This is a genomic window from Chromobacterium subtsugae, assembly GCF_001676875.1.
Taxonomy (GTDB): Bacteria; Pseudomonadota; Gammaproteobacteria; order Burkholderiales; family Chromobacteriaceae; genus Chromobacterium; species Chromobacterium subtsugae.
This window is the reverse complement of sequence record NZ_JYKA01000010.1, coordinates 1-20,957: the sequence shown is the minus strand read 5'-3', so window position 1 is coordinate 20,957 and position 20,957 is coordinate 1. Positions and strand designations below refer to the sequence as shown.

Here is a 20,957-nt window from a genome sequence, read left to right as displayed (position 1 = left end):
TTAGCCCAGCTTGGCCAGCAGGGAACGGAATGCGGCATCCGGCGCCATCACGGCGTCAGCAAAGCCGATTTTGACGCCGGCGGCCCCCATGAAGGTGCCAGCCTGGGTGCTGCGAACAGCGCGGGCAGAAATGCCCCGGTTGCGGGCGACGGTGTCGACGAACAGCTCGCCCATCTCATCCACATCAGCCTGGAAATCAGCCAGCGCCTCGGAGGAGAGTGGCCGCACATCGCTGCCGTTCGCCTTCTTGTCGCCGTAGTGGATGATGGTGACGTTGACGCCGGCGGCGCCGAGCGCCTTGGACATGTCGACGTGCATGCAGATCACGCCCACGCTGCCGGTGCCGCCAGTGCGCGGCACGATGATGCGATCGGTAGCGCTGGCCAGCGCGTAGGCGGCGCTGTAGGCGTTTTCCGTCAGGATGGACCAGATCGGCTTCTCGCCACGCGCGGCGTAGATGGCGTCGGCCAGATCGAAACAGCCCGCCACTTCACCGCCCGGCGAATCGATGTCGAACACGATGCCATGCACCGAGTCATCCGCCAGCGCCAGGCTGAGGTTGGCGCGGATGCCGTCATAGCCCGTCATGCCGGAATACGGCTGCATGGTGCCCAGTTTCTGCACCAGCGTGCCGCTGACCGGGATGACGGCCACGCCGGCGACCACCTGATATGGTTTGGTCTCAGCCGGCGCGCCGACATCACCATCCCAGTCGTCCAGCGCTACCACGCGGCCATTCGCATGGAACAGACGCGCCAAGCCGAAGCGATCGGCCAGCGCCGCCATCACCACCTCCGCTTTTTGCGGGGTGATGGCCAGCGGCACGTTGAACAGCCGCTGAGCCAGATGTGGGTAGTTGATCATTGCGGGGTTGGGCTTTCTTCAGGGGTTGAGGCCTCGGTGGCCGGGGCTCCATACCAATCAGGCAGTTTCAGGCCGGCTTCCTTGAATTTCCGAACTTCCAGCGCGCGCTGATCGATGGCTTCCTCATAGTCGAGGCCTTGCTCCGCGCACTCGCGCTTCAGCGTTGATAGGCCGGCGTCCATCTTCAAGACGGACCCCTGAGGCTCCTTGACCGGATCCACCCAGCCTCGGCCGACGCTGAGCCATTCGCACCGCGCATATTGCGTCCGGAATTCAAGGAAATCCGGCGCATTGCGCGGCAGCGGCAGGTCACCGTTGTCCATCGCCTCATGCAGCCAGGTGGCGTACATGGGCGAGGCCGTGCCGATCTTGAATTCGGCGCGGCGCCGCTCCAGCGTTTTCCAGCTCTCCAGCAGCGCGGCGCGCGCTGACGAGTAGTTGGTGCGGGACCAGTCCTGCGTGATCTGCTCCGCCGAAATGCCGGAGGCGGCGGCGAACGTCAGTTGCATGGCGCGGACGAACTCGCCGAATCCACTATGCGGATGGGCGGCGGCCACGGTCTCGATGGATTCGCCCGGCGCCAGCGTCGGGATGCGCGCGCCGTTGAGCATGACCGGCCGCGCCTCATGGAAATCGGCCCGAAGGTCCTGGTATGCCGACAGCTCATCACTACCATTGATCGCCTCCTCCACCTGAGCGGAATCGAACGGGCTGGTGATGTAGGTGCCGAACGAAGAGGCGATGGTGGCGGCCTGTAGCTCCACGCCGTAGTAGCGCGCCAGCATCTTGAACCGGCTGAGCACCGACGTGAAAATGCCGATGCCGCGGTTCTGCCCGGCACGATCCCGCTCGAAATCGTGGATGACGCGCACCCAGCCGTCGTCATCCTCGCGTTCTATCCGCTCCCACTCGTTGGACTCGATCGCGTTGTACCAGTCGTTCTGGTGGGCTTTGCGGATGTGGTAGGCGATGGGCACGCCGTCGTCGTCGATTTCCACCCCATTGCGCAGGTATTTGGTGTCCACCATCTGCCACGGGTTGGACAGCCTGTCCGGGTCCACCACCAAGTAACAGGTTGCATAGCGAGCGGCGCCGGGATAGACCCTGTCCGGCTTCCAGTAGTTGACGATCAAGCTGTCGCCGTCTACCAGCTTGTGCCGCAGCCCCAGGCGAAGCTGCTGCGACACCGTCAACTGGCGCGACAAGTCGTTGTAGCGGCCGATGTCGTCGGCAAACCCTCGCCACAACGCTTCCACCACCTGCTGGAATTCGTTGGCCCATACCGCGTCGAATTCCCTGATACCCGTCATCGTGGCCAGCGCGCGGTAATCCGGCATCGACGACAGGCGCATCGACACGCCGACGGTGTTGTCCAGAATGCGGGTGACCGCGCCCTGGGCCAGACCATCGTTGCGCACCAGATCGCGGCTGCGTGCCACCATCCGGTCGCGGAACTGGTTGATTTCCGCATCCGGCGAGCGGATAAACGGCAGCCAGTCGCCCATTTCCTGCGTCGACCAGCTGGAGGCGTCATACGGAAACACCGATGAACCAGCCAGCGGAAGGCCTTCCGTTCTGACCGTTGAGTCGCCGAACGAAGCGCGCGCCGGCGGCAGCGGGCGGCCATCCGACCCCAGCAAAGTGATTTGGTTTTCCATCAGAACACCGGTCGGATTGGCCTGCGCCTCCTCATCCCCAGCGCGTACATCAACGAGTTGATGTGCTGCTGCAGCTGGGCCAGGTTGGCGCGGGTATAGGTTACGGATTTGGTGCCGTCGCCCTGCGTGTACGAGTACGACTCACCCAGGCCGCCGGTACTCAGCCGGTGGAGCGCCAGCTGCGCCTCCGTCAGCCATTGCTGCAGCGTGGCCTGCGGGATGCCGGTGAAGTTGTTGGTTTGCGGCGTGAACACGACGTGGGCTCCTATGCCATGCGACGGACGAGAGAGCGCTTGGCGGCCGGCAGCTTCGCCTCTTCGGGCAAAGCATTTGAATGGGCTGCCTGCTCAACTTTCACCGCGGTTGATGTCGAAAGTTGGTTTAATTTCAATCCGAAGTGCAGCAAGCCACACAGCGCGCCATAGGCGTAGACTCGGCAATCGCTCGCCTCGTTGGCCTTGCCGGATGGTTGCTCCCATACCCGGTAGCGGACGCCGCCGGTTTCTTTCACCACAATTCGCTCTGCTGTTATCTGGGCGAAATAGTTGATGTCTCGGTCGGTAGGGAAGTGCATGTAGCCAGGGCCCGGCACCTCCAGGTGCAGTCGATTTCTGATGGTGTCCTTGGCGGCATTCACGCCCAAGATAATGGGACGGAAAGTCGCTTTGGTTCGCGATCGCGGTCGTTTAGTCGGCCAGACGGGGTTTCGTTGCCCACTCCGTGCCGACTCTCCCTTGATGGCCCAAACTTTTCGCCCGAGGCGGGCTTTGGCGAATTCGTACACTGCCTGGGTATGGTGGCCGCCCGAGTCGATACACGCGGCCATTGCACTAAAGCCACGACCATCGTCCCGCCGCCATATCCGCTTCAGGTACTCGTCCAGTTGTTTCTGAGTTTCGGGCTCGCTCATTTCCCCATCGATCACGTGGTAGTCGATGGACCAGGACTCTTCATTGCGCCCCCAGCCTACGACCTCCATCTCCAACCGATAGTCCTGTACGTCAATGCCAACGGTAAGAACAGCAACGCCGTCCGGCACTTCGCCTGGCCAAACCTCGCAGCGCGCTACCAGCGACTCCAGGCGCAGTTCCTTGCCAGAGTGTGGGCGGTGCGGCAATCCCATCTGGGTGTTCCACCATGCCTGCTCTTTGTCGGCGTCGCCTTTTGCCGCCAAGTACTTCCTGGCGATATCGGCCGGCTTGTCCTTTTGCCAGGGGCTGAAGAGTTTGCTGGCCTGGTATCCCGCATGTGAGTTGTCGACTCCCCATTCACCACATTCCGGGCACTTGGCGCGGTATACCGCGTGCCGTTCACCATCCCACCAGTCCCAGACTGCTGCGACTGAGTCTCCGCCGGCCTGCTTCGCCTGTTCATACAAGTCCAGAGGAGAGTGCCGATGCCCGCAGCAGTCAAAGGGCCTTGTCTGATGCCACCGGGTGGTGCGTAGCGCGCGCAGGCGCTCACCCTCAGACCAGCCTGATCCGCAGCAGTCGCAGTAGATTCGCGCAGTCTTTGGATCGTGCCGACCGTCAGGCTTGTCCCAGTTGACGTGCTTGAAAAAGTCCAGGAATACGCGCTCGCCGCAATGCGGGCACTCAACCGAAGCCCGCCGTTGATCGGACTCTCCATAGCTGTCGGCGATCCGGCTTTCATCCTCCAGAGTGGGGGAGCAGGCTCGAACTGAAAGCCAGTTGACACCGAATGTCGCAGTCCGTTCTTCAGCCAGCGTGATTGGGTCGCCCTCGCGCGTGACCGGGTATTTGTCGACCTCGTCGGACAGCAGAACGCGAATGGGGCGCCGAGCCAGGTTGTCAGGACTACCGGCGCCGGCCAGCGCCAAGAATCCGCCAGGGAATGACTTATACAGCAGGGTCTCGTCTGCATTTCTTGTCTTGCTGGAGCCGATCAGATCGCGCAGCGCCGGCGTAACACGGATCAGCGGGGAGATCCGCTCCTTGGAGAACTGCTCAGCGGCTTCATCCTTAGGCTGCAGCAGCAAGATGGGGCAGGGGTCCAAGTGCGCGAAATAGCCGAACACATTCTCGATCAGCGCCGTTTTCATCAATTGGGTACAGCACATCGTGGTGATGATGTGCACGCCGGGCTCTGTGACTGCGAGCATCGGGCCGCGGGCAACTTCGACCGTAGCGGTCTCCCAGTTGCCGGAAGTGCTGCCGGCCTCCCGCGCCAGTTTGCGGTATCTGTCAGCCCAGGTCGGCACGCTGATGCGAGGAGGCGGCGTCCACCCGCGAACAAAGGACGCGCGGAGTAACTCAGCCTTGGCCGAAGTCCCCCTCAGGGTCACCGAGCTGTTGAATGTGCTTGTGCGCATGCTCGGTCAGTACCTCAGTTACACGATCGGCCTCGAGTCCGAGGTCGGCGGCAACCAAGGGGCCGACGCGCGCCGGCCAGTTCAGCCAGGCATCGCGCGCCGCCCGGGCACACTCAAAAAGCACCCCCTTGGCCACTTCTATTTCAATCAGCTGCCCGGACTTCTGCTCGTATTCCAACTGGCGGAGCAGGGCGAGATAGTTTTCCTTGATACGCAACGCCTCGGCATAGTCGCGATCCGGCACCGCGCCGCCGGCAATCATGCTGCGGGCGGTTTCCTCAAGGGACTGGTGTACGTTGCCATCCGATGCGAACTGCGAACTGCGAACACCCTGCGAACTGTTCGCACTTGTGTTCGCAGTGTTCGCACCCTTTGCGTTGGCCTCGCGCCATGCTGTGCCCACCAGTCCCGCATCTATCTTCCCCCCGTCCGAAAGCACCAGCCTGCCTTGTTTTACGGCACGGCGTACCAGTGTGTCGGAGCAATTTTCTCGTCGCGCAAACTCTCTCAGCGAAATCAGTTCAGACATGGGTGCGAACACCTTTCAGGACCTATAGCTGGGGGAGAATCGCGGTGCGCAATGCCCGTGGAACTCCACCCCTACGGAAGGACCCGCCCGGGGCCTACCGAGCCGACGCCAGGGCCCTGGCCAGCGCGTGCCCCATCTCGCGGTTGAAGTGCCTGTTGACCTGGGCGATGGCCAGTTCGTGGTAGCCCAGATGGATGTCCACCGGCAGCGCATCGCCGAATCGGATCAGCAGTTTCAGGTGACCGCGCTTGTCATCCATCACTTCGTTCAGACCGCGCAGCTTCTTGCGTTTGCCGTTAAGTAGCGTCACGCGCCGGGGATCAACTGGTCGCTGCCACACGCCATCGACGATGCCGCGCCTAGTCTTGACCTTGCCAATGAAAATGTCTGGTCTGGCTCTTAGTCGCGCCAAGGTGCCCCGTGACAGCTGGCCGTAAGCGTTCTTCTTGATGTCCTTCGGGTTCAGTAGCGCTTTGCTGTTCAGCACGTGTTCGCCGCCGGACTCATACGGTGCCAGATATCGAGCGGCTTGGTCCTTGATAAAAACCATCGCCTCTTGATTGCTCTTTCGCGCCGCGCGCACTCCGACACTATTGCGGGTAAATGGAGTGGGGTTCTTGAACTTGCTGGCGATCTGTTTGGATTCGGCGGCCTGAACGGTCTTGGCAACTACGGTCAAGGCCTGTGCTGTAGCGAATGGCAGCTGGTCGCGCTGCATCAACGTCAGTTTCCTGCGCAAAGCTTTGGCATTCGAACTTACGGAGATGAAAGGGGTAGGCATGTTTGTTCTGAGTGCCGTAAGAGCTGTCCCGTCGGACGGGGTTGGGTAGGGCGGCGGACTGCTACGCTCTGGCTAAACAACCTGGAGCCGATATGGACCTGCTCGATGTTACGCCATTCGTTCTGTCATTCATTCGCCTGGGCGCGCTGCTGCTGATTGCCTGCGCGGTCGGCGCCTTCGCGGCGTTCTACGTCGACCACCGCATGGCGCTGATGGAGTACCCGATGCACATGCGCAAGCGCTACCGCACCCTGGCGTTCGAGTTCAGCACGCTGGCCGTTGTGGTGCTGGGCTCGCTGGAGACGTTCCTGGGCTGATCTACACCCGGACCATCTCCGGCACGCGGTGGCGGGGGATGATGATGTAGTCTTCCTTGCTCAGCCGCTCGAAGTAATCGAAGCGGATGGTAGTAGGTCCGATTTCTCCTACTCTGGCGGCGCGCCCGGAGGCCATCAGCACATGCTGGCCTTCGCGCAGGTGGCAGGCGTCGAGGACGGCGCGGGCGTGTTCCATGTGCATGGTGGGCTCCGGAAACGACAAAGCCCCGCGCAGTGGCGGGGCCGGAAATGGAAACAGCCCGAACTCTGGACGTAGTTCGGGCTGCTGCAAAAATGGTAGTTCTGTAACATCCGGCATGTCAAGCGCTACGTAAAAACCACAGTCCGGTGATTCTCTGCAAAACCGGCTTGCTATGCCATTTTGATTGATATATTATTCAAACATAGCAGGACGAAACAGCAACCAACCGGAGAAAAGAGATGTCTGCCAACCACACCTACGAACAAATCGCCTCCGACTTCCAACTGTGGGGAGAGTACTTTGACACCGCTGCTGAAATGACCGAAGAAGAGTTCAATGCAATGAGCACCGAAGACAAGGTGGCTCTGCAAGTTCAAGCGTTTGGCCCCGAGAATGAATGAGCAGAAAGACAACCGCGGCGGCGCTCGCAAGGGTGCCGGCCGCAAGGCCGAGGATGGAGCGATCGGCCTTGTCCCCCATTCCATCGCGATGACGCCAGATGACAAAAAGTGGTGTCAGGACGTGGGCGCCGCCCGCGTCCGCGCCATCATTCGCGCTGCACGAGAGGCAGAGGCTGGGCTCGATGGGGAATAACAGCGGCTGGAACTGGCATGCCCACCTGCCACCCCCCACCCCAGAGAGTGCCGCCGCGTTCGGGCAGATGGAATTCCTCGACGGCCTGCGGGTCTGGTTTATGCACCGCACCGGCGCGCCGCTGACCAATGCCCAGCTGGCCGAGGTGGCCATGGTGTCGCAGAACACCGCCGAGTCATGGCGGACAGCACCCGGCCTCGCCACCCACCGCGCGCTCAGTACGCGGGATAGAGTACTGATCCTGCTGCGCCTCGCGAACCTCGCCGGCAGCCGCCGACCAGGCAATGCGCGATTGGCGCGGTGGTCCCTGGCTGAGGACCAGATCATTTGCGCCCACTATGCAGTGGTGGGCGCCGTCGGCCTGGTATCCCAATTGCCAGGACGCTCTGCTGAGGCAATATCGATTCGCGCGGGCCGGCTAGGTGTTGCTGGGCGAGACTGCTCGGCCCTGTAGCGGCGTCATCAGGCCGTCCTCCGCTCCACATAGCACAGCCTATCCAGCACCTCCGCCATCGGCCCTTCCAGCGCCGCATAAGCCTGATTCATCATGCGCTCCAGCTGAGCCACGACGCCTTTACCGTAGCGGTGCAGCGTCATGTGGCTGAGGCCGTGCCGGTCGCCCAGATCGCGGCAGCCTGGCCCCTCACCGGTGGCCCACGTGCGGATGATGTCCAGGTCGGTCTTGTAGCCGTACTTGCCCGGGGTGTGCGTGGTCAGGTAGACCATCTCGGTCTCGCGCTGGACGTGCAGTGCCCACAGCACGGCGCGCTGCTCGAACGGCAGCCGGCTGATCTTGGCCATGACCATCGCCGACTGCGCCTTGAGGTCGTGGGGTGACAGGCCATCAAACGCCGGCGCCACGGCCTCGCCGAATTTTTGCACCTTGACCATGCTGGTGGTCTCGATCTGAAACGCCCAGCCCACCAGCGCGCGAACCGTGGAAAACTGCATATCACCCCCCCTGTTTCGTTGAATCTTCTGCTCAGGCCGCGAACAGCGCGCCCTGGATTTCCTGGACCTGCACTGTCACTCCCGGCGTGGCGCCGTACCGCTTGCGCACCACGATGTCGCAGGCCTGGACGTCATCCACCCACACCACGCCGTTCATGCCGTCAAACAGCGCCTTGACCACGTTGTCGGCGTCCGGCTTTTTGGTCGGGTATACCTGGTTGGTGAGGGCCGCTGCCTGTTTCCGTTTGCTCCAGCTGGTCGGGATCGGCAGCACCATGTGGATGGTGACGTCCGCGGGTCCGGTCAGCGGTGCGCGGCCGGCCATGGCTGCCTGGGCGGCGAGGGCGATCATCCCCTCATAGCTGGCGGTTTTCTCGGGGGTGTACATGCGCGCGAATTTGCCGCCGCGCGTAGACACTTTCGGCCGGCCTTTGCCGACAGGCGTACCGGGTACGGTGAAGCGGATCGCGGTCATTTCTTGATTTTCCTCTGGCAGTTCCTGCAGCGATCGGCGCCCTGGGCCTGGATCAGACCGACTCCATTCGTCTCCACGGCACCGAGGCCGCACGCGCTTTGAATCACGCCGCCATCGAGGCGAGTCCAGTGGTGGGCCAGGCAGTGCCGGCCGACGAACGGCATGTGTGCCCAGGCCGATTTAGTTTCAGCCGGTATGCGGCCAATCCAAACGCCATGTTTCATTGCGCCCCCAGCTTCAGCTGGATCAAAGCCAGCAGCCACAGCGGGGAGGTCGCCAGCAGAGCGGCGACGAGTAGCGCGCCGGCGATGGCGCGGCGCCAGGTCGAGATGCGTTTCATGCTGCGTCCTCCATGGGGTTTGTTTTCGGCAGGTAGGCTTGCAGGGCCTCGGGGACGGGGCGGCCGGCTTTGGCCAGGGCCTCGGCCGCGTAGCGCTTGCCGATCGTCCCGCCCTTGTACACGCCGCGGGCTACCTCATCGGCGATCTTGAGCCAGTTGTCCATGCGCTGGCCGTGGCCGCTGGGGAACTGCATGCCCTTGGCCGCCTGGTGCACCTGGGCGATGTGAACCTCGGCTTCTTCGCGGCTCATCGTTGGCGCCGGCAGAGCGTCGTAGCTGTCGCTGGCCGGCGGGGCGTAATCGCGGGAGCAGCAGGCCTGGACGAACTCGTCGGCGCTGGGCGGGTAGCGGAATTTGCTCTCCAGCCCGTGGCGGATGTCGGCCGGAGACAGGTTGCGCAGCTCATGGACCCACACGTCGATGGCTTCCAGCAGCCCGATGTCCATGCCCTCGTACGGCAGCCCCTGGTCCTTCGGGACGCGCTCGCCGGAGCGGAATTTGTCCACGAACGCATTGCCGAAGCGGCCGCGTAGGCTGCGGAAAATGTCGTTCACGACATCGCGGTCAACTTGCGAGTGCTGCATGCTTGCCTCCGGTCAGGTATTGCTGGCCGACGCCGATGGTGTCCATGGCGGCGGCGCGTTGGTCGTGGATGGTGTTGCCGGACTTCTGCGCGGCCTGGACCTTGGCGTCCGTCACGCGGTTGCGGTCTGCGTTGAACTGGCGCTGGTCCAGCAGCCACTTGCGGTACTGGGCTTGCCAGGCAGTGTCATCTGCGCGCAGGGAGCGGGCGGCCTGGTGGTGGGCGATGAATCGCTCCATCTCGGCGTCAGGGTCAAGCTGGAGCTCGCCGGCCTTTAGGCGGCTGGTTCTGTCGGGTTGCAGGTCTGCAGGGACGGGGATTCCGGAGGAGGTGTCACGCGTGCGCTCACCCACCGAACGTAGTGAGGTGGGTTTATTCTTGTCTTTATCTTTATCTAGCGTGACATCGCGTGACTCGTCGTGACATTGACGTGACATGTCGGCGTCACGCGCTTCTCTCTCACGCTGTCGTTGCTCTCTTTTCCGCTCTGTAGCTGACTTTGCGCCGGATTCGTCACTGCCTTGGTCCTCGCGCTTTGGCTGGCGCTTGTCCCAGCCAGACAGCTCCAGGCCATCCAGTACCCGGCCTTGCATGGCAGCCAAAACGGCCTCGATGTCTTCGTCTGTCACGTCGAGTGCGCTGGCGAGGTCTTCCGCCGTGACTGTCACGTGACCTCGCGTGACATTGCGTGACGCATCAACGAGCAGGTGCAGATAGACGGCTTGCACCAGGGCGATGGGTTGTCCGGAGATACGCGCGATCGTCCGCCACTTGGGGTCATTCGGCATGTCGTGCCAGAGTCTGAGCCATTGGTTGCTCATGGCTGCTGCTCCGCGTCTTGCGAGGTTCGAGTTGCACTCCTGGCGGACCGGACACACAGCTGGCCAATTAGCGCAGCAACAAAAGCCTCCTTGTTTGCGGCACGAAGGTATTGCTGCATCAATAGTGCCTGAGCGCGGTCGGGCCAGTTCTTGATATGATTCGAGATCACCTCGTCATACTGAACAATCATTTCCAGATTGGAGTTATGCATGGCTGTTCTCCTTCACGACTGCCCGCACTGTCTCGGTAAGTCTCTTGGTTTTGTTGCAGTGGGGTCGAGCCTGCACCAAGTGCGCCAAGGGTGGTGGAACATCTTTTTCCAATGCCCATCGTGCTCTGGGCCAATTTGCGCGATTGCTGAATGGGTGCACTCGATTAACCCCAAAGACTTCCCTGGGAACCTTCGTAGTCGAGAGGCCGCCTCCTTCTTGCGTGCGATAAAGGTATTCTCGGAAGTCGGTATTTTGGAGATTCCAGAGCATCTGCCTGGCAACGTTGCAAGGGCATTTGAAGAGTCTGCAAGCGCTCGCAAGACGAGCTTGCACTCGGTTGCCTGTGCGGGGTATCGCCGTACGATGGAATTGGCTTTGAAGGCATTTGCGCCAGAAATAGAGGCGTGGACGCTGGAAAAGAGAATCGATAAGCTGGCCTCTGAAAATAAAATCACTCCAGCCTTGCAAGAGTGGGCGCACCAGCTTCGGCTTGACGGTAATGAGGCCATCCATGGGGATGGAGAGGCTGATGAGGCTTTGTGCGATCAGATGCATGAACTCACCCGGTTTTTGCTCACATACCTCTACACAATGCCCAAGCAAGTCGAGTTGGCTCGACAGCAAGAGCACGACGGGGGAGCAAAGGCGGCTACCTGATGGCGGTAGGCCTAAGGTCACATCTGAAGGGTTGATCTGTTCGCTGTGCTTGTGCATACTTGTCCTCGCAAGTCCTCCGAACAACCCCCGCGAGCCGCGCCAACGGCGATGACCGGGGGTTTTGTTTTTTCCCGCGACGCCGCGGGCGGCTTACTACACCTGTTTCAGCCGGCGCCGGCCGGCCACTGTCTCAATCGTTGCCGGCTTCAGCTTCCGCGCGCCGGGCAGCGTGTACGCCATCAGCTTGGCCTGGGTGTCTCCAGGCCGGAAAACCACTAGCACCGCATCGAACGGAGCCTTCTGTGCTGCGCCCACGAATTGCAGGCGAGGGCGGAGGCACCGCACTTCAGCAGCCAGAAACACGTTCCGATGCCACCAAAGAACCGACGTCCGGGCCGGGACCAGGCAAACGACGGTGGCGCCCTGTAGGCTGCTGAGCCTGGCCTTGTCCATCCAGTGCTTGGTGACATGCCCGAATGGGGGATTCATCCAGACGGTTTCATTGCTCCAGTCCTGCGCCAGGCCGTTCTCGGCCGGCGTGTAGAAGCGCGCGCATTTGGCCGTCTTCTCCGTCGCGCACACGTCCACCGTGAAGCCGAATTCGGCATTGAGGGCGGCAAACAGGTCTGCCGGCGTCTCCCAGTCGTCACGGTCACTGCGGAAGTGGATGGCGGCGTCAGTCATCGGTCAACTGGGCCAGGTCGGCCAGGAATGACTGCAGCTTGTTGATCTTCCGGCGCAGGGCGGCACCAGCGTGCCCCTTCAACTGGGCCAAGCCGCGGCGCTTCTCCGCCTCGCCGTCGTGTCCCTTGAGGCTGTCCGAGATCATCTGCATCAGGCCGCGGTCGGCGGAGTCGATCTCCTCAGGCACCGAGGTCAGCATGTAGCCGAACTCATCTGCCAGGGCCTCCAGCATCCTGTGATCGTTGGTCAGGCTCATCAGCTCGACCATCTCCTGCATGTCGAACCATCTGGAGTTGTCATCCGGGTTGGCTTTGGCCCGGATCACGCCGGCATAGCCGCCCATGCGCTCGGCGATGACCTTTGAGCCGCCCGCGCTGTGCACGGTCTTGTGTGCCGCGTCCCGCCAGTTCATGGGCATGGGAGTCCTTTTTGATCATTTTTTCGGGGGAAGGGGTTTGCCATACTTCACTCAGGCCGCGAACCAGGGGACTTTGCCCAGTCTTCCTTGTCCATGCGGTCAAGCTCTGGGAAACGCCTGATCAGCTGATACGCACTTCCGTCAGGCACTAGCTCTCCCCACTTGGCAACTGCCGCTGTGGAGACCCCGAGCGATTTAGCGATTCGGGACTTGACCCCACGGCCATCCCCGAAGTACGTCACAACGATAGCTGTTCTCATGCTGGGAATGATAACCATGGTTTACATCAAGTGCAATCCTGAGTTTGCGAAAATTCCGCTAACCTTGGTTGACATGGAAAACACTCTTGGAACCCGGATACGCAAGGCCCTTGAGGCTTTGAGCGTGCAAACCGGAAGCAAAAAAACACCCAACTGGCTGGCGATCCAGGTGGGCGTGTCACGCCCTGCGGCGTACAAGTGGATGAACAATCCGAATGCGGGGATTGAGGGTGAAAACCTCTACAAAGTGGCCCGCGCATTGAATGTCAGCGCAGAGTGGCTTGCGTTTGGGCGGGGCGAGATGCAGCCGTCTGCAGGTGGGTACGTGGAAGCCAGTTCCGTTGAAGAACTGATAAGACAGATCAAGGCCAAAGGCCCGGATGCGGTGCTTGAGGTGATCAAGGGCTTGGCAGATAACAGCGACAAGTTCACCAACTAAAAAGGCGACTTCTCAGTCGCCTTTTTATCTCGTCCGTTTCAAATCTTGCCATCCCTGGCAAATACTTCCTTCAGCGCATGCAGCAATGATCGCACCTCACCAAAATGGATGAGTTTCAGCTTGCCATGCTCATCGATTTCAAGGCTTAGGAACGCCCGCCGGGGGCCTCTGGCCGCATCATCGGGCCTGTAGTGGTGGCAATTTTCGGTGTGAATGCAAGGTTCTGCGGTACTGCTGCTGCAACTCATAACCTACTCCGTTTCGTGTGGCGAGCGTTTGTCCGGCGCCGGCATGGGCGTCATGTCGTTGTCTGTAAATTTTCCCACTGACTAGACAAACGGTCACTTCCGAATCGGAAGTAAAACGATGTATGCGTATTTCTACGTAGTTTTCAATCAATTGATTGAAATAGAATGAGCAAAATTCATGCTACTCACAGGCACCAAATCTGTACATGAGTTGCTCCACAGTCCGCGCCCCGTAAAGGGTCATCAGCTGTTTTAAGTGATAGTCGACCCCACGATTAGTCATGCCTAGGGCGGCTGCGACCTCGGTTTTTTTAAGCCCTTGGTTACAGATCAGGTCTATCAGAATTTGCTGATTTTTTTCCAATTTGGAAGTAGCCCGCTGGCCGGCCAAAACTCGGTAGGCGACGTCGGTGACATCGGGGCATAGCAGCTCGAGGGTGTGGCGCAGCTCCAGATCCTGCTCCACGTGCTTGCCGATCATCGACAGGACGATGCGGCAATCGTTGTATTCGGCGACGTAGGACATGCCGTAGTCCATGCCGAATCGGCTGCAATCGCGCAAGTACGCCCGGAATTTCTCGTTTGGACTGACCTTGCCGATCAGGTGGTGCGACCAGGGCACCGCCACGCCGGGTAGGGCGGAGGCGATGGGGTCGACCTCGTGATAGGCCCGCGCGGCATACCGGCTGAGCCACCCCTCACTCCAGCCGAGGTTCATGGTGGTGGACGGCTGCAGGCCGCTGTCCGCGCAAAACGCTACCAGGATGGTGGGCGCGTCCGAGATGACCTTGATCATCGCCAGCGCGGCGTGCAGATCCTGTTGCGTGCGAACCTTGAGCAGCATGCGCCGCATAACGGCCGTCAGGTAGACGGCGGAGCCGGGCTTGGTCTGGAACAGCTCCAGGACCTCCGGCAGATTGCTGATGGATTTAGTCATTATGGCCTCCCCGATAGTTCAGGTTAGGCCATTTCAGGGCGCAGCAATATCCTGCGCTAATGATTTTTTAGCGTTTGGTGGTTAATAGCAGCTGGATTAGCTGCCAAACCTCATCAGGCCCTTTGTCCAGCAGCTTCTCTGCCAAATCCTCAAGGGAGCTGGCGGCGACATACGGCGCGCTTGCTGTAGGCTCCGGGCGGCGCGATCCTTTGCCGTCTTCAATGTATTGCGGGGTCAGGTTCAGCGCTTTGGCGAGGTCCAGGATGTGCGTTGTGCCCTGTACGTTGTCATTTTCCAAGTCGGAAATCGTTCCGCGGCTGACGCCGACCTTGCGCGCCAGGGTGGTCTGCGACCACTTTCGCGCCATTCTTTCCTCTCGGATTCGTGCACCTCTACCGTTCATTGCAGCATCATCGGCCATCGGGATGCCAGTATGGCTTCGGGTTGTGCCGGTAAACTTGCAGGTAGCGCCCATGAAAAAGCCCGCGCTAGGCGGGCTGGGGCGCCAGGTGTTTTTATCCGAACCGTGGTGGGTCAGGCCTGACGTTGGGAGTAGTGTGGCCGCCGGCCGGCGGCGGGGTCAAGTAAGGGAAAACCCGCCAAACTGGTTGGGCTGCCGCCTAGCTTACGTTCTTGGCAATGAAGTAGACAGCGGTGACTAATGCCGATCCGAAGCCGCAGACGAAGGTAACCAACTTCCAAGTCTGGGCGTTGATCTCCTTGTGAAGGTCGACCCTCAGCAGGTGTAAGTCGTCCTTGGTGGCCATCGTATTTTCAATGACGGTCAAGTGCGTCTCAACCCCCGCTAGGCGGTCACGGGTGGTTTCTGCGATGGCTTCTAACTTCGATACGCGAGCTTCCATGTCTCCATTATGGGGTGGGCCGCCCCCGTCTTCAAGGGGACGCGTTTTTTTCGAGTCGAAGGGAACGATTTTCCTCTCAGCCATTGTGGTCTACCACGTCATCGAACGCTTCAATGTAGCCGCACGTGGAGCATCGGTATAAGCGGACCGTGAAGACGCCTCCCGAGACGGAGGTTGTGATTGCCGGGTTACCTTGCGGATGGCCCGCTGCAGTTTCTGTAAGGAAAACGCCCATATAGCCCCACGCGTGATGCGCGGGGATCCGCTCCATCTCTTCTAGCTGTCCATGGCCGTAACGGCACTCAGGTGTAATAACCATCTCTCCCTTTCTGGCATAGCCTGCTGAATTGACTTTGTCATTTTCCTGCTGCTTTTGGTGCTGCAGTAGCTGCTCAGCTCCCCACCCACCAGAACGCCCACTCGCCCAGCACCAGCAGCATCGTCACCAGCCGGCAGCCGGCCGGGTCCAGCGCCGCGGCGTCGCCGGCGTAGTAGAGCGGATTGTTGGCGGCGGTCACCTGGGGATCACTACCTCGGCATAGCACCGGCAATCTCCCTCCATGCTTGCAGTGGGTACTGGTCAGTAGGACTCCTGCCTTCTTACTTCGCGCCAGAAGCCTCCCCGCCACGGCTGGCGGACTGCTGCATGTCCCGAATCAAGCTGTTAAACGCTAGGCCATTGGGGATTACATAGAGCGGCCCCTTCTCTTCGGCAGGATATATCCCGAATGTAAAGGGGAAAGGACCACCTTTTAGCACCAATCCATCATCCCGGGTGAGCGTTGAGGTTGCATCCGCCCCGCATTGAAGCACCCCGATAGAGTTTCGATCGGCGGCCATGAATGCTCCCAACTCAATTTTCAAAGCTTTGCGGAGCTGTTGCTCATCAAGCCTTCCGGTCTGATCTTCGCTTTTAATTTGCTTGATTACTCCATCTGCAACCAATTTTTTGAGGACGGTCTTTGCTTCTTCAGACCAGCACTCCTCAATCTTCGGTTTCTCAGCGCAGCCGGCCAGCGCCAGCGCGGCCGCCACGATCACCATTGTTGTCCTCATTCCCGCCGCTCCTACAGACTATCTGGTGCGCCAATGCCGATAACATCACACAGCACCGGGGTGAGATGGTGGCCAGTTGCAGCATGGAATAGGGTGCACTCCACTCGAACCCTCTTGCCTTTCAACTGCTTGAATGCACTCCACTGAGCCTTGTCCTTCAGAACCAGCTGCATCACCCGAACTCCTTGCTCCGGAACTTCATCAGGGTCTGGATTCTGTGCATTTGCTGACGATGCGTTGATCGGCTGATCGAGTTGTAGTGCAGGGAACGTCACGGTTTTTTCTTTACCGTTTGTGCAGCAGTCAACCCCCTTCCTTTCCACCAGCGTTCCCGCAAGTCCCACCATTTTGTCGTACTGGACATCAAGAGCCATGGCAGGTGTAGCTGACAGGGCAAGGATGGCTATCACCAAGCTTTTGTTCATTTTTATCATCGCCAAGTTTTGACGTTGTCATTTTACAGCACTGGAGGTGTTGCATAAATGCAAACCAAAGTTAGTCAAATATTGAAACCATGGTTGACGTTAATGGAAACCATGGTTTACATTTCGCTCACACCACCGGCACGCCGGAACGATCTTGAACAAACCGCAGTAGCAGACGGCACACCGCCCACCGTGACCACCTGGCAGCAACCAGTGGCGAAGAGGGCGGATAGCGCCGGCACATGATCGGATGCAACCAGCGGCGTCAGGCGGGGATAGAAACCTGCAGGGCGAGCGGGAAGCGGCAAGGCCGCAAGATGCAGATGAAGGGAGTGGAGTCGGGTGGTGTAGATGGGCTGGCGACCACGGCCAGGCGACCGAGCAAAGGAAGCGAACGGGTGGAGGTGAGCCGTAGCCCACGGAAAGGCGCAGTTTGATGCCAGCTACCGCACCCTATTGAATTCGGCCCAATGGCACGGGCGGCGAAGGGCAACGAGGCGGTCGCATGCCAAGCGACGCCGGACACGTAACCGGCAAGCCGCTTCTCACGAGGCGGCACATTGAAGCGGCGGCGTGGAAGGACACGCAGGGTAGGTAGCCGCGGACCCGCACCGATCACGCGCGACTGTCGAATGGGTGCAGCCGGTATCAAGCCCGGCCCGCTTCAGTGTGAGCAGCAAACAGGCACGCGGCGGGCCTGCACCGAATCGCTGATACACCGGGCCGCCGTGTGCGGCCCATCCCTGAGCATCTTGCCCGCAGGGTGCTCAGGGATGCACCCGCATCCTTCTCCTCGTACTACCCCGTTTGCCCGGCCCCCCCGCGCCGGGCTTCTTTTTGCCCAATCCCGGAGGTCAACATGATCGCCCACGCTAGCGCGGCGCCGGCCGCCGCACAGATTACCGTCCACACCTGCCAGCTGCAGGCGGCCAACTCCGCCAGCTACGCGACACGCCGGCTGTCGGGTTATCGCGTCGATTACCAGCAACCGCGCACCCGGCGGCGCGCCGGCCTGATCGTTCTGGCCCGCAGCATGGGCGAGGCGCTGGACCGTGTTGACGGCCTGATGCCCGGCTACGTCATGTCGGGATGGGGGAGGGCGCGGAAGTGAAAGCCTTCATCAAGAACACGCTGGGCGGCCTGCTGATGGTCGCCCTTTTCTTTTCTGCGCTGACGCTGGCGCAAATTGCGGAGCAACTGAAATGAGCCTGCAAAACCTTTCCTGCGCGGTGCTGAATGACCTGTGCCGCCACCTCTCCAGCGCTGACCGAGATGAGCGGCTGGTGCTGGCCGTCGAGCATGAGGCCGATCTGATGCTCTCCGACATCGAATGCAGCCGCGGCATGGGCGAGTCGTTCATGGACATGCTGCTGAGCGGCGCGCCGGCGGAGCTGATGGGCGAGCTGCATCTGTACCTGGGCCAGCAGCTGCTGCGCCGGGTGTTTGACAGGACGGACCTGGGCCCGCACTACGACCAGTTGGCGCGCGCGGCGCGGGCGTTTGTGGATGCGTCGGCGGCGGCAACGCTGGATCGGCGGGTTGAGAGCGACGACCCGGAAGAGGATGAGAGGGAGGCGGCGTGATGGCGCACAAGGGAGCAAGAGAGCAAGCGGTGGAAGCGCTTCAAGATTGCATTCGTTATGGCAGCCTGCCTCGGCAAGTTCGTCATAAGACGGAGCAGGCAGTGTCCAGGCTGGAGCAAAGCATCATCCACGCCCGCAATACCGCAGAACAGCGCGACCAGCTGCTGGCGGCACTGGAGCGCGCAGTGGCCGAGGCCGTGGCGGACGATCTGGACGACTGGTTCGCCAATGCCAAGGCCGCCATCGCCGCTGTGAAAGGGCCGGCAGCATGAGCGCCACCACAACCCTGTCCAGCATCCTCTACGCGCAGCGCCGGCTCTCCAACGAGATCGAGCTGTTCGGCTCGCTGCCGCGCACGCAGCAACAGCTGACCCCTGAACAGAAACGACGGCGTGATGACGCCTGGCAGCGCCGAATGGCGCGCGAGCTGGCAGGGGAAGACCCGATAAACGACAAGGCCGCCTGAGCGGCCTTTTTTCATGGAGCAACCACCATGACCGCCACATCCCGCGAGGAATGGCTCGCGCTGCGCAATACCGGCATCGGCGGCAGCGACGCCGGCACCGTGCTGAACGTGAACCCGTATAAGACCCCGCTGCAGCTCTATCTGGAGAAGCGCGGCGAGATCGAGCCGGACGACATCAGCGAGAAGGAAGCCGTCCACTTCGGCAACGTGCTGGAAGACATCGTCGCGCAGGAGTACAGCCGGCGCACCGGCCGCCGCGTCGAGCGCTGCACCACCACGCTGCGCCACCCCAAGCACCCGTTCATGCTGGGTAATCTGGACCGCCTGGTCTGGGAGGGCGACAAGCGCCCGCAGCACCGCGGCGAGATCCGCACCCGCCACCTGCTGGAGTGCAAAACCGCGCTGGGCCGGTTCATCGACAAATCGGCATGGGGGCCGGACGGCTCCGACGAAGTGCCGATGACCTATATGGCGCAGTGCCAGCACTACCTGGCAGTCACCGACGCCGAGCAGATCGACCTGGCCGTCCTGCTGTCCGGGCCTGAGTTCCGCATCTACCCGATCAAGCGCGACGACGAGCTGATCACCGCAATGATCGAGCAGGAGGGCGAGTTTTGGGAGCGCGTGCAGAGCGGCAGTGCGCCGGAGATGGACTACGACCACGACACCACACCGGACCTGCTGGCCAAGCTCTACCCCGGCACCGACGGCAGCGAGATCGTGCTGCCGGATAGCGCGCTGCACTGGCAGCAGGTGCTGGCCGAGGCGAAAGAGCAGGTCAAGCTGTACGACAGCATCGCCACCGGCGCCAAGAACCACCTGCTGCACCTGATGGGCAATGCCGCTATCGGCAAGCTGCCGGACGGTTCGCAGTTCACCCGCAAGGCGATCACCCGCGGTGCGTACACCGTTGACCCCGTTACCTATATCGATTTCCGATTCAAGAAAGCCAAGGAGGCCGCATGAGCGCCATTATCGAACACGAAAGCATTACCGACGTGCCGGCCTACCATGGCCACCAGACGTCGACCACCGCGCTGGTGCTGGACGACGGCAGCATCGACCGCATGATGCGCCTGGCGGAGATTATGGCCAGTGGCAAGGCAACGATTCCTCAGCATCTCCGGAACAACTCCGGGGACTGCTTGGCAGTCGTGATGCAGTCCATGCAGTGGCGGATGAACCCGTTCGCCGTGGCGCAGAAGACCCACCTCGTCAATGGCACGCTGGGCTACGAGGCCCAACTGGTGGCCGCCGTGATCAATACCAGCGGCGTGACTACGGGGCGATTCCACTTTGAGTGGTTCGGCGATTGGACCAAGGTGATCGGCAAGTTCGATATCCGCAAGGGGGACAAGGGTGAGTATCGCGTGCCTGGTTGGAAGCTCGCGGACGAGGAAGGCCTGGGTGTACGAGTTTGGGCAACGTTGAAGGGTGAAACTGAACCGCGGGTTCTGGAGCTGCTGCTCGCGCAGGCTCGAACTCGCAATTCCACCCTGTGGGCCGATGATCCGAAGCAGCAGCTGGCCTATCTGTCGCAGAAGCGCTGGTCGAGGCTCTATGCCTCGGACGTGCTGCTGGGCGTCTACACGCCTGATGAGCTGGAAGTCGTTGCGCCAGAGGAGCGCGACATTACGCCGCGTGCCAACAGCGCGCCGGCTGCTGCGGCGTCTTCCTCCCGCGCCAGCCAGCTCAAGCAGAAGCTCGGCGCGAAGCCGGTGCCGACCGCGCTGCCGGGGCCGAGCCTGGACGATGTTCTGCGGGCTATCAGCACAGCTGGCGGCAAGGCTCAGATGCAGGCAGCGAAGGAGCTGGCGAGCAAGCTGGGCGAGCAGGAATACGCAGTCGCCGCGGAGCACTACCAGTTGCGCGTTGAAGAACTCCGCGCGCAAGCGGCGGCGCAGGTGCCTGCAGGCCAGGCTTCAGGATTCGACCTCACCGGCTTCAAGACCCGCATCGCCAACTGCAAGGACGTGGACACGCTGGACCTTCTGGCCGACGAATTCAGCAGCATCGCTGACGGCGCGGATTTCGAAGAGCTGAGCCAGATGTACCAGGCGCGCCGCGGCGCGCTGGTGGGGGAGTAAGCCATGGCCTGGTTCAAACAGCTGTCGTTCTACCGTCTGGCCGACACCGTTGACCAGTCCACCCTCTCTGCGGCGCTGGAGCGGCGCCCGTTCCAGCCCTGCATGGGCCTGGATTGGTTCAGCGAAGGCTGGGTGGCCCCGGCCGGCCACCTGGACGCGCCTGTCTACGCAGAA

General features: G+C 61.3%; 35 protein-coding genes and 1 pseudogene. 14 read left to right on the top strand and 22 right to left on the bottom strand.

Annotated features, from left to right (window positions below):
* The 6 genes from MY55_RS13620 to MY55_RS13595 form a co-directional block, all read right to left on the bottom strand.
* Entirely contained in the window at positions 1-864 is an 864-nt protein-coding gene (locus tag MY55_RS13620; protein ID WP_065202527.1) for a S49 family peptidase, read from the bottom strand.
* Positions 861-2,522, bottom strand: a complete 1,662-nt coding sequence (locus MY55_RS13615; protein WP_065202526.1) for a phage portal protein — start codon at positions 2,520-2,522, stop codon at positions 861-863. Before MY55_RS13615 ends, MY55_RS13620 begins: the two co-directional genes overlap by 4 nt.
* Positions 2,522-2,776, bottom strand: coding sequence for a gpW family head-tail joining protein (gpW, locus tag MY55_RS13610; RefSeq protein ID WP_065202525.1), 255 nt, complete (start codon positions 2,774-2,776; stop codon positions 2,522-2,524). Before gpW ends, MY55_RS13615 begins: the two co-directional genes overlap by 1 nt.
* An 11-nt stretch (positions 2,777-2,787) precedes the next feature.
* The gene (locus MY55_RS13605) at positions 2,788-4,854 is read right to left on the bottom strand and encodes a phage terminase large subunit family protein (RefSeq protein ID WP_065202524.1); all 2,067 of its coding nucleotides are present in this window, start codon (positions 4,852-4,854) and stop codon (positions 2,788-2,790) included.
* Positions 4,796-5,383, bottom strand: a complete 588-nt coding sequence (locus MY55_RS13600; RefSeq protein WP_065202523.1) for a hypothetical protein — start codon at positions 5,381-5,383, stop codon at positions 4,796-4,798. Before MY55_RS13600 ends, MY55_RS13605 begins: the two co-directional genes overlap by 59 nt.
* 94 nt (positions 5,384-5,477) lie before the next feature.
* On the bottom strand, positions 5,478-6,101 hold the full coding sequence (locus tag MY55_RS13595; protein ID WP_208856045.1) for a hypothetical protein: 624 nt from the start codon (positions 6,099-6,101) through the stop codon (positions 5,478-5,480).
* A 155-nt stretch (positions 6,102-6,256) separates the two neighbouring features.
* On the opposite strand from MY55_RS13595, the gene MY55_RS13590 reads away from it, so the two are divergent.
* On the top strand, positions 6,257-6,481 hold the full coding sequence (locus tag MY55_RS13590) for a hypothetical protein (protein ID WP_065202521.1): 225 nt from the start codon (positions 6,257-6,259) through the stop codon (positions 6,479-6,481).
* Position 6,482: 1 nt separating this feature from the next.
* Here MY55_RS13590 and MY55_RS13585 read toward each other — a convergent pair whose 3' ends face one another.
* A complete protein-coding gene (locus MY55_RS13585; protein WP_065202520.1) occupies positions 6,483-6,683 on the bottom strand; it encodes a hypothetical protein in 201 nt (66 codons plus the stop codon).
* 239 nt (positions 6,684-6,922) lie between these two features.
* On the opposite strand from MY55_RS13585, the gene MY55_RS24020 reads away from it, so the two are divergent.
* From MY55_RS24020 to MY55_RS13575, 3 genes are read left to right on the top strand one after another with little or no spacing between them, the layout of a single operon-like run.
* A complete protein-coding gene (locus tag MY55_RS24020) occupies positions 6,923-7,084 on the top strand; it encodes a hypothetical protein (RefSeq protein WP_167595299.1) in 162 nt (53 codons plus the stop codon).
* A complete protein-coding gene (locus tag MY55_RS13580; RefSeq protein WP_065202519.1) occupies positions 7,077-7,277 on the top strand; it encodes a hypothetical protein in 201 nt (66 codons plus the stop codon). The genes MY55_RS24020 and MY55_RS13580 overlap by 8 nt, the downstream gene beginning before the upstream one ends.
* Positions 7,267-7,731 (top strand): hypothetical protein, encoded by a 465-nt coding sequence (locus MY55_RS13575; protein WP_065202518.1) that lies wholly within the window; start codon positions 7,267-7,269, stop codon positions 7,729-7,731. Before MY55_RS13580 ends, MY55_RS13575 begins: the two co-directional genes overlap by 11 nt.
* Before the next feature lie 8 nt (positions 7,732-7,739).
* Here MY55_RS13575 and MY55_RS13570 read toward each other — a convergent pair whose 3' ends face one another.
* The 5 genes from MY55_RS13570 to MY55_RS23075 all read right to left on the bottom strand — a co-directional run bounded on the left by MY55_RS13570 (position 7,740) and on the right by MY55_RS23075 (position 10,659).
* Complete coding sequence (locus MY55_RS13570; protein ID WP_065202517.1) at positions 7,740-8,228, bottom strand: hypothetical protein; 489 nt, start codon at positions 8,226-8,228, stop codon at positions 7,740-7,742.
* Between the two features lie 31 nt (positions 8,229-8,259).
* Complete coding sequence (locus MY55_RS13565; RefSeq protein WP_047236661.1) at positions 8,260-8,703, bottom strand: RusA family crossover junction endodeoxyribonuclease; 444 nt, start codon at positions 8,701-8,703, stop codon at positions 8,260-8,262.
* A gap of 336 nt (positions 8,704-9,039) precedes the next feature.
* Positions 9,040-9,627 (bottom strand): hypothetical protein, encoded by a 588-nt coding sequence (locus MY55_RS13560; RefSeq protein ID WP_065202516.1) that lies wholly within the window; start codon positions 9,625-9,627, stop codon positions 9,040-9,042.
* Positions 9,608-10,447 carry a hypothetical protein gene (locus MY55_RS24080; RefSeq protein ID WP_065202515.1) on the bottom strand — a complete coding sequence of 280 codons (840 nt, stop codon included), beginning with the start codon at positions 10,445-10,447 and terminating at the stop codon, positions 9,608-9,610. The genes MY55_RS13560 and MY55_RS24080 overlap by 20 nt, the downstream gene beginning before the upstream one ends.
* On the bottom strand, positions 10,444-10,659 hold the full coding sequence (locus MY55_RS23075; protein WP_065202514.1) for a hypothetical protein: 216 nt from the start codon (positions 10,657-10,659) through the stop codon (positions 10,444-10,446). Before MY55_RS23075 ends, MY55_RS24080 begins: the two co-directional genes overlap by 4 nt.
* Here MY55_RS23075 and MY55_RS22700 point away from each other — a divergent pair.
* Positions 10,658-11,317: a DUF4145 domain-containing protein gene (locus MY55_RS22700; protein WP_081284695.1), complete on the top strand. Its 660-nt coding sequence runs from the start codon at positions 10,658-10,660 to the stop codon at positions 11,315-11,317. The two genes, MY55_RS23075 and MY55_RS22700, sit on opposite strands and share 2 nt — an antisense overlap.
* Before the next feature lie 153 nt (positions 11,318-11,470).
* Here the strand turns inward: MY55_RS22700 and MY55_RS13540 are convergent, their stop codons facing one another.
* From MY55_RS13540 to MY55_RS24620, 3 genes are read right to left on the bottom strand one after another with little or no spacing between them, the layout of a single operon-like run.
* Positions 11,471-12,001, bottom strand: coding sequence for a DNA N-6-adenine-methyltransferase (locus tag MY55_RS13540; RefSeq protein WP_065202512.1), 531 nt, complete (start codon positions 11,999-12,001; stop codon positions 11,471-11,473).
* Positions 11,994-12,413, bottom strand: coding sequence for a phage regulatory CII family protein (locus tag MY55_RS13535; protein ID WP_076098280.1), 420 nt, complete (start codon positions 12,411-12,413; stop codon positions 11,994-11,996). Before MY55_RS13535 ends, MY55_RS13540 begins: the two co-directional genes overlap by 8 nt.
* Before the next feature lie 53 nt (positions 12,414-12,466).
* Complete coding sequence (locus MY55_RS24620) at positions 12,467-12,679, bottom strand: Cro/CI family transcriptional regulator (protein ID WP_425266107.1); 213 nt, start codon at positions 12,677-12,679, stop codon at positions 12,467-12,469.
* A 16-nt stretch (positions 12,680-12,695) separates the two neighbouring features.
* Here MY55_RS24620 and MY55_RS13530 point away from each other — a divergent pair, with 16 nt between their 5' ends.
* A complete protein-coding gene (locus MY55_RS13530; RefSeq protein ID WP_081284693.1) occupies positions 12,696-13,118 on the top strand; it encodes a helix-turn-helix domain-containing protein in 423 nt (140 codons plus the stop codon).
* Positions 13,119-13,156: 38 nt separating this feature from the next.
* Here MY55_RS13530 and MY55_RS23550 read toward each other — a convergent pair whose 3' ends face one another.
* The 7 genes from MY55_RS23550 to MY55_RS22690 all read right to left on the bottom strand — a co-directional run bounded on the left by MY55_RS23550 (position 13,157) and on the right by MY55_RS22690 (position 16,647).
* The gene (locus tag MY55_RS23550; RefSeq protein WP_157889314.1) at positions 13,157-13,366 is read right to left on the bottom strand and encodes a hypothetical protein; all 210 of its coding nucleotides are present in this window, start codon (positions 13,364-13,366) and stop codon (positions 13,157-13,159) included.
* A 181-nt stretch (positions 13,367-13,547) separates the two neighbouring features.
* Positions 13,548-14,303, bottom strand: coding sequence for an autoinducer binding domain-containing protein (locus MY55_RS13525; RefSeq protein ID WP_065202510.1), 756 nt, complete (start codon positions 14,301-14,303; stop codon positions 13,548-13,550).
* Between the two features lie 67 nt (positions 14,304-14,370).
* Positions 14,371-14,706 carry a helix-turn-helix domain-containing protein gene (locus tag MY55_RS13520; RefSeq protein ID WP_065202570.1) on the bottom strand — a complete coding sequence of 112 codons (336 nt, stop codon included), beginning with the start codon at positions 14,704-14,706 and terminating at the stop codon, positions 14,371-14,373.
* Between the two features lie 217 nt (positions 14,707-14,923).
* Positions 14,924-15,166, bottom strand: a complete 243-nt coding sequence (locus tag MY55_RS13515) for a hypothetical protein (RefSeq protein WP_065202509.1) — start codon at positions 15,164-15,166, stop codon at positions 14,924-14,926.
* A 392-nt stretch (positions 15,167-15,558) separates the two neighbouring features.
* Positions 15,559-15,684 carry a hypothetical protein gene (locus MY55_RS24465; protein WP_279625454.1) on the bottom strand — a complete coding sequence of 42 codons (126 nt, stop codon included), beginning with the start codon at positions 15,682-15,684 and terminating at the stop codon, positions 15,559-15,561.
* Between the two features lie 82 nt (positions 15,685-15,766).
* Positions 15,767-16,210: a hypothetical protein gene (locus MY55_RS13510; protein WP_157889312.1), complete on the bottom strand. Its 444-nt coding sequence runs from the start codon at positions 16,208-16,210 to the stop codon at positions 15,767-15,769.
* Positions 16,211-16,233: 23 nt separating this feature from the next.
* Entirely contained in the window at positions 16,234-16,647 is a 414-nt protein-coding gene (locus MY55_RS22690) for a DUF4431 domain-containing protein (protein ID WP_157889311.1), read from the bottom strand.
* Positions 16,648-16,704: 57 nt separating this feature from the next.
* On the opposite strand from MY55_RS22690, the gene MY55_RS23545 reads away from it, so the two are divergent.
* The 8 genes and pseudogenes from MY55_RS23545 to rdgC form a co-directional block, all read left to right on the top strand.
* A complete protein-coding gene (locus tag MY55_RS23545; protein WP_157889310.1) occupies positions 16,705-16,893 on the top strand; it encodes a hypothetical protein in 189 nt (62 codons plus the stop codon).
* 613 nt (positions 16,894-17,506) lie between these two features.
* Positions 17,507-17,758, top strand: coding sequence for a hypothetical protein (locus tag MY55_RS13505; protein WP_065202507.1), 252 nt, complete (start codon positions 17,507-17,509; stop codon positions 17,756-17,758).
* Positions 17,759-17,849: 91 nt separating this feature from the next.
* On the top strand, positions 17,850-18,230 hold the full coding sequence (locus MY55_RS13500) for a hypothetical protein (RefSeq protein ID WP_065202506.1): 381 nt from the start codon (positions 17,850-17,852) through the stop codon (positions 18,228-18,230).
* Positions 18,230-18,502, top strand: coding sequence for a hypothetical protein (locus MY55_RS23540; RefSeq protein ID WP_157889309.1), 273 nt, complete (start codon positions 18,230-18,232; stop codon positions 18,500-18,502). The genes MY55_RS13500 and MY55_RS23540 overlap by 1 nt, the downstream gene beginning before the upstream one ends.
* Positions 18,499-18,696, top strand: coding sequence for a hypothetical protein (locus tag MY55_RS13495; protein WP_065202505.1), 198 nt, complete (start codon positions 18,499-18,501; stop codon positions 18,694-18,696). The genes MY55_RS23540 and MY55_RS13495 overlap by 4 nt, the downstream gene beginning before the upstream one ends.
* 27 nt (positions 18,697-18,723) lie before the next feature.
* The gene (locus MY55_RS13490) at positions 18,724-19,662 is read left to right on the top strand and encodes a YqaJ viral recombinase family nuclease (protein ID WP_065202504.1); all 939 of its coding nucleotides are present in this window, start codon (positions 18,724-18,726) and stop codon (positions 19,660-19,662) included.
* Between the two features lie 56 nt (positions 19,663-19,718).
* A pseudogene (locus tag MY55_RS24270) lies at positions 19,719-20,339 on the top strand (RecT family recombinase); the annotation flags it as partial.
* Between the two features lie 447 nt (positions 20,340-20,786).
* The coding region (gene rdgC, locus MY55_RS22680) for a recombination-associated protein RdgC (protein WP_167595298.1) at positions 20,787-20,957 on the top strand (171 nt) is incomplete at its 3' end.